Raw genomic sequence first — 12,561 nt, 5'->3', positions numbered from 1 at the left:
TGCGCCTCCTGCACGATGGCCTGCGCCAGCGGGTGCGACGACCCCTGCTCCACCGCTGCGGCGAGTGCCAGCAGGTCATTGTTATTCATCACGTCTGTGCCGATGATTGCGGTCACCTGCGGTTTTCCGACGGTCAGCGTGCCGGTTTTATCGAACGCCACCTGACGTACGCGGCCCAGTTGCTCCAGCGCCGCGCCGCCTTTAATCAGCGCGCCGCGACGCGCAGCAGCGGCAAGCCCGGAGGTAATGGCCGCCGGTGTTGAAATGACCAGCGCGCACGGGCAGCCGATCAAGAGCAGCGTCAGCCCTTTGTAGATCCACGGCAGCCAGGCAGCGGACATCATCAGCGGCGGCACCACGGCGACCAGCAGCGCCACCAGCATAATCGCCGGGGTATAGATGCGGCTGAAGCGGTCGATAAAACGCTCGATAGGCGCGCGACGCTCTTCGGCTTCCTCAATCAGCTTAAGAATACGGTCGATAGCGCTGTCGCCGGACTCAGACACGACGGCAAGCTGTACCAGACGGTCCACGCTGGTGACACCCGCTGCCACGTGTTCGCCAGCATTACGCTCCACCGGCACCGACTCACCGGTCAGGGCGCTTTCGTCAAAGCTGGCGAATGGCGACAGCAGGGTGGCATCGGCCGGCAGGCGTCCGCCAGCGGCGACTTCAATCACATCGCCGGGGCGCAGGTCGCGCTGGGCGACGGTTTCACGCTGTCCGTCGCGCACCCGAACGGCGGTTTCCGGCTTCAGCGCCATCAGCGCGCTGACCCCCTGGCGAGCGCGGCTGGCGGCCCAGCCTTCGAGGCGTTCGCCAATCAGGAACAGCAGCAGCACCATCGCCGCCTCCGCCGTCGCGCCGATAAACAGCGCGCCGATGGCGGCAACGCTCATCAGCGTTTCAATGGCGAACCAGCTGCCGCTTTTGATCAGGCGCAGCGCCTGGCGGGCAATTGGGAACAGGCCGACCAGGGTGGTGGCGACAAACGCCAGCTGGCCTGCCGGGTGGTTGAGCTGCTCAAGCCCCCAGCTCAGGGCCATCATGATGATGAGGGAAATCAGCGGCAGGTTTTCACGCAGGCGCGATGGCGCAGCTTCCTGCGGCGCATCGGTATTGCGCAACTGATAACCTGCGGCAGCGACGGCGTTTTCCACCTGCTGGCGGACATCGACGTCGGCATCGACCAGCAGCTTTTCGGTGGCGAAAACCACCTGCACCTGATTGATGCCGCCGATCTGGCGGACGGCGTTTTCTACCTTGCGGGCGCAGGATGCGCAGTCCATACCGCTGACTATCCAGCTAAATTGGCTGCCTTGCACGCTGTCCGGCGCGGTGGCCTCGCGAGTCTCGCAGGCGCCGTCGCAGCCGCAGGCGTCATCGCTTTGCGCCGTGGTGGGAGAAAAACGCAGCGATGAAAACTGCGGAGCAGGTTTACGGTTTGAATCGGGAGTCGACATGTATCCTCCTGGTAATAATTCTCATTAACGAGGATCATACACTTTGGAGTCGACTCCAGAGTCAAGAGCAATTTTACAGATAAAGCGCCCGAACGATAAAAAAGTGTCCGGCAAAGTAGCAGGCGGCGGCGATGGCGTTATCGGCGCGGAAACGGCAACGATAGTGGCTGCCTAACCAGACGATGTTGCTGATGAGCAGCAACGATGCGCCAAGGAAGCCCGACAGCGCGGTATCCGTTGGCCGGAGGAACCACAGCTCGCCCGCTAACCAGACCATCACCAGCGTCATAGCGATAAAGGTGCATACCGGCATCCGTAGCTCCTCAAGGCGGCTCCAGATAACGGCAATCAGCAGCGCGCCAATGACCAGCAGCACCAGCGGCAGCGGCCAGAAGAACGACAGCGTCATTTGGCTGGCGAACCAGATGGTGTAAAGCAGATGGGAGAGAAAGTAAGCGCCGACGGCGTACAGCAGACGCTGGCGCGGTAGCAGGGTGAGCGCGTCGCCAGCCAGTGAAGCGCACAAACCGGCCACCACCAGATAGCTAATGGCGTTAAAGATAGGCGCCTGCCAGACCAGCACCAGCAGCAAAATCAGCGTAATCGGTTTAAACACCCAGCGTTGCCACGCAGGACCACGGTAGCTGGCGTCAACGTACAGCCAGGCGGAAAAACAGACAGCAATAAATGACCAAAGCATAGTAAGTCCCTGTCTCTGTTCGTGTTGAATAATCAGATTCTGGACCAGTGTAGTGGCTCGGACAGGCGGATGACAATGCCGGTCCAGGCAGAGTATCCTGATTTCCGCATAATCTGATGGGATTTAACTATGAGCAAGATGCCGCTTTTTTTCATTGTTGTTGTGGCAATTATCGTTATTGCCGCCTCTTTTCGCTTTGTGCAGCAGCGGCGGGAGAAAATGGACAACGACGCCGCGCCGCTGTTGCAAAAGCGGGTGGTGGTGACCAATAAGCGGGAAAAGCTGTTGAACGACCGGCGCTCGCGCCAGCAAATCGTCGCCCCGGCGGGTAGCGATATGCACTATGACGTGAGCTTCCGACCGGAAAACGGCGGACTGGAGGTGACGTTCCGCCTCGACGAAAAACCGTATAACCAACTGACGGTCGGCGACAAAGGTACGCTAAGCTACAAAGGCACGCGCTTCGTCGCGTTTACGCCCGACCCGTAAGCGTCGGGCGCGGAGGCTACTTTTTCTTCGGCGTGAGTTTTTTCTGCCAGGCGATCAGTTCAAACACGCCAAACAGGAAAATACGGATTTGCTCGCTCCGACGCATCGGCGGCGCATCCTTGGGCAGCGTCGCCTTCAGCAGCAGCATCTGCAGGCCGTGCATCAGGATCATGAAAAACAACGCGACGTTGACGAAAATGTTCAGCGGTCGCGGGAACGGCTGGAACAGGTTAAGCAGCAAAAACGCCCAGACGCACAGCATGAGTAAACGTCCCAGATTAAGCAGCATCGTTTTCTCCTGGCTGTTGACGATGATAGAGGCGATAGGCGACCTGTCCGGCCACCTTCTCGCGGTGTAATTCCCAGCTTGCCGGCACTGGCGGCAGGCCGTTTTCCACTTCGCTTTCGACGTAAATCAGCGCGTCGTTCGCCAGCCAGCCATTGCTTTCCAGCAGGCGCAGCGTTTCGTCCAACAGTCCTTTGCGAAACGGCGGGTCGATAAAGACCACATCGTACGGCGTGCCGGGCGCGGCCAGGAAAGTCAGCGTATTCGCATTGACCACCCGGGCGTTTGCCGCTTTCAGCGTCGCGAGGTTTTTTTGCAACTGCTGTGCGACGTTGCGCTCCATCTCCAGCAGCGTTGCGCTGGCGGCGTAACGCGATAAGGCTTCAAGGCCCAGCGCGCCGCTACCAGCAAAACAGTCAAGGCAACGGGCGTCGACCATATAGGGCGCCAGCCAGTTAAACAGAGTTTCACGTACCCGGTCGGTGGTTGGGCGCAGGCCCGGGCTGTCCGGTACCGGTAACTTCCGGCCGCGCCATTGCCCGCCGATGATGCGGATCTGGCCGCTACCGCTGCCAGTGTGGTTAGGTTTCTTCATATCGTTTCATTGCTCAGCTCAGTGCTGGCTTACTATTCCAGGCGGTGATGTACGTTAAGTAAAGTGATAGACTATTTCATCATTTTTTTAGCTTCCATGTACATAGCGGTAACGCGGTGCCGGGAATCAACAGCGAAGAGTGTGGTCGCAGATGGCAAAAGACAAAAAACGTGGCTTTTTCTCCTGGCTCGGCTTTGGACAGAAAGAGCAAGAAGCCCAGGAACAGCAGCAATCCGAAGCGCAGCAAACACCCGACGAGCCTGCCGTAGAGCATGTCGCCGAGCCTGAGGCGGAGCACGTCGCGCGCAGCGAAGAAGAGGCCAGAACGTTCGCTGATGAGGTGGTTGACGTCACCGAAGCCGTGGCTGAAAGCGAAAAACCGCAGCCGCACGAAGAGCCTGACGTTGAACAGGTCGCGGTTGCTGAAGCGGCGGTCGAACCGGAGATTGCTGAGAAACCGGCGGAACCTGAAGCAGAACCTGAGGCAGAGCGCGTTGACGAAGAGGTTATCGACGAAGAGAGCCTGATTTCCGATGAAGAGCTGGAAGCTCAGGCGCTGGCGACGGAAGAGCCTCAGGAAGAGGTGCAGCAGGAGCAGGAAAAACCGACGAAAGAGGGGTTCTTTGCTCGTCTGAAGCGCAGTCTGCTGAAGACTAAAGAAAATCTCGGTTCCGGATTTATCAGCCTGTTCCGCGGCAAGAAAATCGACGATGATCTTTTTGAAGAGCTCGAAGAACAGCTGCTGATTGCCGACGTTGGTGTAGAGACCACCCGTAAGATCATCGCCAATCTGACTGAAAGCGCGAGCCGTAAGCAGCTGCGTGATGCGGAAGCGCTGTACGGTCTGCTGAAAGACGAAATGGGCGAAATCCTCGCAAAAGTGGATGAACCGCTTAATATTGAAGGCAAAACCCCGTTCGTTATTTTGATGGTCGGCGTCAACGGCGTCGGTAAAACCACCACCATCGGCAAGCTGGCGCGCCAGTTTGAACAACAGGGTAAATCGGTGATGCTGGCGGCAGGGGACACGTTCCGCGCCGCCGCTGTGGAGCAGCTCCAGGTCTGGGGCCAGCGCAACAACATCCCGGTGATTGCGCAGCATACCGGCGCGGATTCCGCCTCGGTGATTTTCGACGCCATCCAGGCCGCGAAAGCGCGTAACGTCGATGTGCTGATCGCCGATACGGCAGGGCGTTTGCAGAACAAATCGCACCTGATGGAAGAGCTGAAGAAAATCGTCCGCGTGATGAAAAAGCTCGACGAGGAGGCGCCGCACGAGGTCATGCTGACCATCGACGCCAGTACTGGACAAAATGCGATAAGCCAGGCGAAGTTATTCCATGAGGCGGTGGGCCTGACCGGCATCACGCTGACCAAACTGGACGGTACCGCAAAAGGCGGGGTTATCTTCTCTGTCGCTGACCAGTTCGGCATCCCGATTCGCTATATCGGCGTCGGCGAACGTATCGAAGACTTGCGTCCGTTCAAGGCGGACGATTTTATAGAGGCACTTTTTGCCCGAGAGGACTAACAATGATTCGCTTTGAACACGTCAGCAAAGCCTATCTCGGCGGGAGACAAGCGCTGCAGGGGGTGACTTTTCACCTGCGGCCGGGCGAGATGGCCTTTCTGACCGGCCACTCCGGCGCGGGGAAAAGTACCCTGCTGAAGCTTATCTGCGGTATTGAACGCCCGAGCGCAGGGAAAATCCTGTTCGGCGGCCACGATATCAGCCGCCTGAAAAACCGTGAGGTGCCGTTTTTACGTCGCCAGATCGGCATGATCTTTCAGGATCACCATCTGCTGATGGACAGAACCGTCTATGACAACGTGGCTATTCCGCTGATCATCGCGGGCGCCAGCGGCGACGATATTCGCCGCCGCGTCTCGGCGGCGCTGGATAAGGTGGGGCTGCTCGACAAAGCGAAAAACTTCCCGATTCAGCTCTCCGGCGGTGAACAGCAGCGTGTGGGGATCGCCCGCGCGGTGGTCAACAAACCGGCGGTGCTGCTGGCGGACGAACCCACCGGTAACCTTGATGAGGCGCTGTCGGAAGGGATTTTACGTCTGTTCGAAGAGTTTAACCGCGTAGGGGTGACAGTGCTGATGGCGACCCACGACCTGGGACTTATCTCCAGCCGTTCATACCGTATGATGACCCTTAGCGATGGCCATTTGCACGGAGGCCACACCAGTGAATAAACGCGAGGCACTCAATCAAATCAGGCAGTTTGGCGGCCGACTCGATCGTCTGCGCAAATCTGCGGGTGTGGGCGGTGGAGACGGGCGCAACGCGCCGAAGCGTCCGAAAGCGGCGCCTAAAGCGAATTCGCGCAAATCCAACGTCTTCAACGAACAGGTTCGCTATGCCTGGCACGGCGCGCTGCAGGATTTGAAAAGCAAACCGCTCGCGACCTTCCTGACGGTGATGGTGATCGCCATTTCACTGACGCTGCCGAGCGTCTGCTACATGGTGTACAAAAACGTCAACACCGCAGCGTCGCAGTACTATCCGTCGCCGCAGATTACCGTTTACCTGCAAAAGACGCTGGACGATGACGCCGCCGCGAAGGTGGTGGGACAGCTGCAGGCGGAGCAGGGCGTGGAGAAGGTAAACTACCTCTCCCGCGACGAGGCGCTGGGCGAGTTCCGCAACTGGTCCGGTTTTGGCGGCGCGCTGGATATGCTTGAAGAGAACCCGCTCCCGGCGGTGGCTATCGTCATTCCGAAGCTGGATTTCCAGGGCACCGAGGCGCTAAACAGCCTGCGTGACCGCGTATCCCGTATTCAGGGCATTGATGAAGTACGCATGGACGACAGCTGGTTTGCCCGTCTGGCTTCGATAACGGGCCTGGTGGGGCGCGTGTCGGCGATGATCGGCGTACTGATGGTGGCGGCGGTGTTTCTCGTCATCGGCAACAGCGTGCGTCTGAGCATCTTTGCCCGTCGTGACACCATCAACGTACAGAAGCTCATCGGCGCGACTGACGGTTTCATCCTGCGCCCGTTTCTCTACGGCGGCGCGCTGCTTGGTTTCTCAGGGGCGTTTTTATCGCTGATTCTCTCCCAGATTCTGGTGATGCGCCTCTCCTCGGCGGTGACCGAGGTGGCCAGGGTCTTCGGCACCCAGTTTGAGCTGACGGGCTTAGGGCTGGACGAGTGTCTGCTGATGCTTATCGTTTGCTCGATGATTGGCTGGGTGGCGGCGTGGCTGGCGACGATTCAACATTTACGCCACTTTACGCCTGACTAATACCCGACCGATAAAAGTCTGATATACTCTCTCCCTGCTGCAATGAGTTCCTGTCCGCAGGGAGAGAGTTTGCAACCCATCCGCTTTTCCTGCCCTCAAAAATCATCATAGTGATGTCACATTTTGTGCGTAATTTATACACAGCGTTGCATTGAACTTGTGGATAAAATCACTGTCTGATAAAAGGTTGAATGATAATCTCGTTGCTCGTGAGATTCTGGCCCGATTGTTGCCTGAAGGGGACACTCAAGCCAGGACGTAAATTGAGAGGATTTGAATGACCAAAGAAATGCAAAATTTAGCTTTAGCCCCTGTTGGCAACCTGGAGTCGTATATCCGGGCGGCGAACGCCTGGCCGATGTTATCGGCTGATGAAGAGCGGGCACTTGCTGAAAAGCTGCATTACCAGGGCGATCTGGAAGCAGCTAAGAAGCTGATTCTGTCTCACCTGCGCTTTGTTGTTCATATTGCTCGTAACTACTCGGGCTATGGCCTTCCGCAGGCGGACTTGATCCAGGAAGGCAACATCGGTCTGATGAAAGCCGTGCGCCGTTTTAACCCGGAAGTGGGTGTGCGCCTGGTTTCCTTCGCCGTTCACTGGATCAAAGCCGAAATTCACGAATACGTTCTGCGCAACTGGCGTATCGTGAAGGTTGCGACCACCAAAGCGCAGCGTAAGCTGTTCTTCAACCTGCGTAAAGCCAAGCAGCGTCTGGGCTGGTTTAATCAGGACGAAGTGGAGATGGTCGCTCGCGAGCTGGGCGTTTCCAGCAAAGATGTGCGTGAGATGGAATCGCGAATGGCAGCCCAGGATATGACCTTCGATCTGGGGCCGGACGACGATGCGCAGGACGGCCAGCCGATGGCGCCCGTGCTCTATCTGCAGGATAAATCGTCTAACTTTGCCGACGGCATTGAAGATGATAACTGGGAAGAGCAGGCCGCTAACAAGCTGACCGATGCGATGCAGGGCCTGGACGAACGCAGCCAGGACATCATTCGCGCCCGCTGGCTGGACGAAGACAACAAGTCCACGCTGCAGGAGTTGGCCGACCGCTACGGCGTTTCCGCAGAGCGTGTGCGTCAGCTTGAAAAGAACGCGATGAAAAAACTGCGCGCTGCGATTGAAGCCTAAGCTGATATCGCGCCACAACGAAGCCGGGTTATGCCCGGCTTTTGCTATTTATACACTCCACTAACACCTTAAACGCTCCCTCCATCTCCTCTTCCTTCATGGCGGCAAAGCCCATCAGCAGCCCGCGTTGCGGCAGATCGCCCAGGTAATAGCGCGACAGCGGACGTACCAGCACCCCTTTGTCATTGGCGGCCTTCGCCAGCGCGACATCGTCGTACTCGTCAGCCAGCTTTAACACCAGGTGCAGCCCGGCGTTGTCGTTGAACTCGCTAAGCGCCGCTTTGCCCAGATACTGGCTAATCAGCGCGGTCAGGCGCTGGCGTCGGCGGGCGTAGAGCAGGCGCATCCGGCGGATATGGGCGGTGTAGTGCCCTTCGGTAATAAACTGCGCCAGCGCCTCCTGATCGAGCAGGCGCCCGCCGCGATACAGCTCGGCATGGGCGGTTTTCAGCGCTTGCGCCAGCGGTAGCGGCAGTACCACATATCCCAGCCGCAGCCCGGGCCACAGGGTTTTGCTGAAGGTGCCGATGTAGATAACCGGGGCGTCTTCTACCAGCCCCTGTAGGGCGGGGATGGGCTGGCCCGAGAAGCGGAATTCGCTGTCGTAATCATCTTCCACAATCCAACTGCCAGTTTGCCGCGCCAGCGTGAGCAGCCGCTGGCGACGCTCAAGACTCATGACGCAACCCAGCGGATACTGGTGCGATGGCGTAACAAAGATAAGCCGCGGCGGCGCATTGCCCGGTTCCGGCGGGTTCATGCCGCTGAGATCGACATTGATGGCCTGCAGGTCCACGCCGTTCATCTGTAGCACGTTGCGGATCCCCCAGTAGGCGGGTTCTTCAATCCACGCGCGATCGCCGGGGTTGCACAGCATCCGCGAGACCAGATCGATAGCCTGATGGATCCCTTCGGTTATCAGGATCTGTTCCGGCGTGCAGCGTACGGAGCGCGCCACCCGCAGGTACTCCATCAGCGCCTGCTGAAGCGTTGGGCTGCCACCGGACGGGCTGTAGGAGAGTTGCATGGCGGGCGGACGGCGGCTCAGACGCGTGTAAATTTTACGCAGCAGCGCGTGAGGAAATTCGCTGACGTCCGGCACACCGGGCAGAAAAGCGCCCCACTGACGGGAGCTGGCGCGGCTGTGCGTCAGCAGCGCTTCACCGCGCGCTGAAAGCACCGCCTGCTGCGGCGCGTGTCGGCTTTGCGGATGGGCGTCAGAGGAAAACAACAGGCTATCCGGGACGGTGCGCGAGACAAAAGTACCGCTGCCGGAGCGTGAGACGATATACCCTTCCGCCAGCAGTTGCTCATACACCGTCAGCACCGTGTTGCGGGACAATGCCAGCTGGTTTGCGAGATCTCGCGAGGGGGGAAGCCGGCTTTGCGGCGGCAGGCTGCCATCGAGAATCGACAGCCGGATGGCGTTATAGAGCCGCTTATGCAGTTTGCCGCTCTGCTGTTCGTCCAGGCGCAACTGCAGGAGATCGCACACTAAAGAACGCAATTGGATCCCTCAATTATTCAAAACTGGTACTCGATTATAGGACCGCTCAGGAGGTAAAACCATGACATTGTTTCAAAGTTGTTAACACTAAACGAATCAATGAATGGGGTAAGGTCGATGAAAAATAACGAACTGAATCAGCGCCGCCTGCAGGCGACGCCGCGTGGAATTGGCGTCATGTGTGGTTTCTATGCCGAAAAAGCGGAAAACGCCACCCTGTGGGATACGGACGGCAACGAGGTTATCGATTTCGCTGCCGGGATCGCCGTACTCAATACCGGTCACCGTCACCCGAAGGTGGTCGCGGCGGTTGAAAAACAGCTGCGCGCCTTTACCCATACGGCCTATCAGATTGTCCCCTACGAAAGCTATGTGACGCTGGCCGAGCGTATTAACGCCCGCGTACCGGTAAACGGCCCGGCGAAGACGGCGTTCTTTACCACCGGCGCAGAAGCGGTGGAAAACGCCGTGAAGATTGCCCGCTCTTACACCAAACGCCCGGGCCTGATTACCTTCGGCGGCGGCTTCCACGGCCGTACCTTTATGACCATGGCGCTGACCGGCAAAGTGGCGCCGTACAAGATTGGTTTCGGCCCGTTCCCGGGCTCTGTGTTTCACGGGCAGTACCCGAACCCGCTGCACGGCGTCAGCACTGCGGATGCGCTGAAGAGTCTTGAGCGCATTTTCAAAGCCGATATCGCCCCGGATCAGGTGGCGGCCATTATCCTTGAGCCGGTACAAGGGGAAGGCGGTTTTAACGTGGCGCCAGCCGACTTTATGCAAGGGCTGCGCAAGATTTGCGATACCCACGGCATTCTGCTGATCGCTGACGAAGTACAGACCGGTTTTGCCCGTACCGGTAAGCTGTTCGCGATGGAACACTATGACGTGAAACCAGACCTGATGACCATGGCGAAGAGCCTGGCTGGCGGTATGCCGCTGTCGGCGGTCGCCGGTCGCGCGGAGGTGATGGACGCCCCGGCGCCGGGCGGTCTGGGCGGAACCTACGCCGGTAACCCGCTGGCGGTCGCTGCGGCGCATGCGGTGCTGGACGTCATCGACGAAGAGAGGCTGTGCGCCCGTTCCGCTGAGCTGGGTCACCACCTGGTGGAAGTACTGAACAACGCGAAGGCCGATTGCCCGTATATCGCCGACGTTCGCGCGCAGGGCTCGATGGTGGCTGTGGAGTTCAACGATCCGAAGAGCGGCGAACCATCGCCGGAATTTACCAAACAGTTCCAGGATAAAGCGTTGCAACAAGGGCTGCTGCTGCTGAGCTGCGGCGTCTATGGCAACGTTATCCGCTTCCTTTACCCTCTCACTATCCCTGAAACCCAGTTCCGCAAGGCGCTGGACATTATTCGACACTCCCTCAGCCGCTAATGGCAGGCCGCTCTCAGGAGCGGCTTTTTTTTCGTCATTTGTCTGTTACATATTCGTCAAATTTCTCGTTCCAAATTCTGAAAAATGGGGTATGTTTTAGCAGAGTATGCTGAAAAAGCGCGAACGGCAGACCGTAAACTGAAATAAAGCGCTAAAAAACAACATCACAACAAATGCAATAACCATAACAATGGGGAATCTCAGGATGAAAATGAAGGGTAAAGCGTTACTGGCAGGATGTATCGCGTTGGCGATGAGTCATGCGGCATGGGCTGAAGATATTAAAGTTGCCGTCGTCGGTGCGATGTCTGGTCCGGTTGCGCAGTACGGCGACCAGGAATTTACAGGTGCTGAGCAGGCGGTTGCCGATATTAACGCCAAGGGCGGTATCAAAGGGAATAAGCTGCAGATCGTAAAATATGACGATGCCTGCGACCCGAAACAGGCGGTTGCGGTCGCTAACAAAGTGGTTAACGACGGCATCAAATACGTTATCGGCCACCTGTGCTCTTCTTCCACGCAGCCGGCGTCCGACATCTATGAAGACGAAGGCATTCTGATGATCACCCCGGCGGCGACGGCGCCGGAACTGACCGCGCGCGGCTATAAGTTGATTCTGCGCACCACCGGTCTGGACTCCGACCAGGGTCCGACCGCGGCGAAATACATCCTGAATACGGTGAAACCGAAGCGTATCGCCATTGTTCACGATAAGCAGCAGTACGGTGAAGGCCTGGCGCGCGCGGTACAGGACGCGCTGAAAAAGGGCAACGCGAACGTGGTGTTCTTTGACGGTATCACCGCAGGTGAGAAAGACTTCTCTACCCTGGTGGCGCGTCTGAAGAAAGAAAATATCGATTTCGTTTACTACGGCGGCTACCACCCGGAAATGGGGCAGATCCTGCGTCAGTCCCGCGCGGCTGGCCTGAAGACCCAGTTTATGGGGCCGGAAGGGGTGGCGAACGTGTCGCTGTCTAACATCGCCGGTGATTCTGCCGAAGGGATGCTGGTGACGAAGCCGAAGAACTATGACCAGGTTCCGGCGAACAAACCGGTCGTGGATGCGATTAAAGCGAAGAAACAGGATCCAAGCGGCGCGTTCGTCTGGACCACCTATGCGGCGTTGCAGTCGCTGTCAGCAGGTCTGAACCAGAGCGATGATCCGGCGAAGATTGCCGACTGGCTGAAAGCCAACAGCGTTGACACCGTGATGGGCCCGCTCTCCTGGGACCAGAAAGGCGACCTGAAGGGCTTTGAGTTTGGCGTGTTCACATGGCATGCCAACGGTACGGCGACAGACGCTAAATAATAGAGTGCCGGAGGGCGTTTGAGCCTGTCCGGCCTGGTGGTCGTCATTTTTACAGGCCCGGTAAGCGTATGCTACCGGGCATTTTTATTTCGCGCGTTGAAAGTTCGTCTTGTCGGGTATAAACTTTATGTACGGTATTTTTCCGTACATTTAATGCAGGAGGGATCATCATGCCCGTACTAAAAAAACAGCGTATCGATTTACGCTTAACGGATGATGACAAGAGCATGATCGAAGAAGCTGCAGCGATCACGAATCAGTCGATTACGCAATTTATGCTCAACAGCGCCTCGGAGCGTGCGGCGGAAGTCATTGAACGGCATCGTCGGGTTATTTTGAATGAAGCGTCATGGGCGCGGGTGATGGAGGCGATTAGCAATCCTCCTGCTCCCACTGAGAAGTTAAAACGCGCGGCGAAACGTCTTCAGGAGATGGAGTGAA

General features: G+C 57.8%; 13 protein-coding genes. 8 read left to right on the top strand and 5 right to left on the bottom strand.

The features are described from left to right. A partial coding sequence (gene cadA, locus JO226_RS23290; RefSeq protein WP_296407993.1) for a cadmium family heavy metal-translocating P-type ATPase occupies window positions 1-1,463 on the bottom strand: 1,463 nt, incomplete at its 3' end. 73 nt (window positions 1,464-1,536) lie between these two features. Further along, on the bottom strand, window positions 1,537-2,163 hold the full coding sequence (locus JO226_RS23285) for a lysoplasmalogenase (protein ID WP_296407991.1): 627 nt from the start codon (window positions 2,161-2,163) through the stop codon (window positions 1,537-1,539). 138 nt (window positions 2,164-2,301) lie between these two features. Here JO226_RS23285 and JO226_RS23280 point away from each other — a divergent pair, with 138 nt between their 5' ends. After that, window positions 2,302-2,652 carry a DUF2500 domain-containing protein gene (locus JO226_RS23280; protein WP_296407996.1) on the top strand — a complete coding sequence of 117 codons (351 nt, stop codon included), beginning with the start codon at window positions 2,302-2,304 and terminating at the stop codon, window positions 2,650-2,652. A gap of 16 nt (window positions 2,653-2,668) precedes the next feature. Here JO226_RS23280 and JO226_RS23275 read toward each other — a convergent pair whose 3' ends face one another. After that, entirely contained in the window at window positions 2,669-2,941 is a 273-nt protein-coding gene (locus tag JO226_RS23275) for a DUF1145 family protein (protein WP_296407988.1), read from the bottom strand. Then, the gene (rsmD, locus tag JO226_RS23270) at window positions 2,931-3,533 is read right to left on the bottom strand and encodes a 16S rRNA (guanine(966)-N(2))-methyltransferase (RefSeq protein WP_296407985.1); all 603 of its coding nucleotides are present in this window, start codon (window positions 3,531-3,533) and stop codon (window positions 2,931-2,933) included. Before rsmD ends, JO226_RS23275 begins: the two co-directional genes overlap by 11 nt. Window positions 3,534-3,684: 151 nt before the next feature. On the opposite strand from rsmD, the gene ftsY reads away from it, so the two are divergent. From ftsY to rpoH, 4 genes are all read left to right on the top strand, one after another. After that, window positions 3,685-5,064: a signal recognition particle-docking protein FtsY gene (gene ftsY, locus JO226_RS23265; RefSeq protein WP_296407983.1), complete on the top strand. Its 1,380-nt coding sequence runs from the start codon at window positions 3,685-3,687 to the stop codon at window positions 5,062-5,064. A gap of 2 nt (window positions 5,065-5,066) precedes the next feature. Next, window positions 5,067-5,735, top strand: a complete 669-nt coding sequence (gene ftsE, locus JO226_RS23260) for a cell division ATP-binding protein FtsE (protein ID WP_296407982.1) — start codon at window positions 5,067-5,069, stop codon at window positions 5,733-5,735. Then, entirely contained in the window at window positions 5,728-6,786 is a 1,059-nt protein-coding gene (ftsX, locus tag JO226_RS23255) for a permease-like cell division protein FtsX (RefSeq protein ID WP_296407981.1), read from the top strand. The genes ftsE and ftsX overlap by 8 nt, the downstream gene beginning before the upstream one ends. A 277-nt stretch (window positions 6,787-7,063) precedes the next feature. Further along, complete coding sequence (gene rpoH / locus JO226_RS23250; RefSeq protein ID WP_296407980.1) at window positions 7,064-7,921, top strand: RNA polymerase sigma factor RpoH; 858 nt, start codon at window positions 7,064-7,066, stop codon at window positions 7,919-7,921. 28 nt (window positions 7,922-7,949) lie between these two features. On the opposite strand, the gene JO226_RS23245 is transcribed toward rpoH, so the two are convergent. Beyond that, window positions 7,950-9,428: a PLP-dependent aminotransferase family protein gene (locus JO226_RS23245; RefSeq protein ID WP_296407978.1), complete on the bottom strand. Its 1,479-nt coding sequence runs from the start codon at window positions 9,426-9,428 to the stop codon at window positions 7,950-7,952. 117 nt (window positions 9,429-9,545) lie between these two features. Between JO226_RS23245 and JO226_RS23240 the strand changes: the two genes are divergently transcribed. The 3 genes from JO226_RS23240 to JO226_RS23230 all read left to right on the top strand — a co-directional run bounded on the left by JO226_RS23240 (window position 9,546) and on the right by JO226_RS23230 (window position 12,560). Further along, window positions 9,546-10,811, top strand: a complete 1,266-nt coding sequence (locus JO226_RS23240; RefSeq protein WP_296407976.1) for a 4-aminobutyrate--2-oxoglutarate transaminase — start codon at window positions 9,546-9,548, stop codon at window positions 10,809-10,811. Between the two features lie 205 nt (window positions 10,812-11,016). Next, entirely contained in the window at window positions 11,017-12,120 is a 1,104-nt protein-coding gene (livJ, locus tag JO226_RS23235) for a branched chain amino acid ABC transporter substrate-binding protein LivJ (protein WP_296407973.1), read from the top strand. 170 nt (window positions 12,121-12,290) lie between these two features. Beyond that, complete coding sequence (locus tag JO226_RS23230) at window positions 12,291-12,560, top strand: DUF1778 domain-containing protein (protein ID WP_296407971.1); 270 nt, start codon at window positions 12,291-12,293, stop codon at window positions 12,558-12,560. The last annotated feature ends 1 nt before the right edge of the window (window position 12,561 follow it).

Origin of the sequence: Pluralibacter sp. (genome assembly GCF_019237635.1) — a bacterium.
GTDB lineage: Bacteria > Pseudomonadota > Gammaproteobacteria > Enterobacterales > Enterobacteriaceae > Enterobacter_B.
Note: the sequence above shows the minus strand (reverse complement) of the source record. Positions and strands in the feature narration are given on the sequence as shown.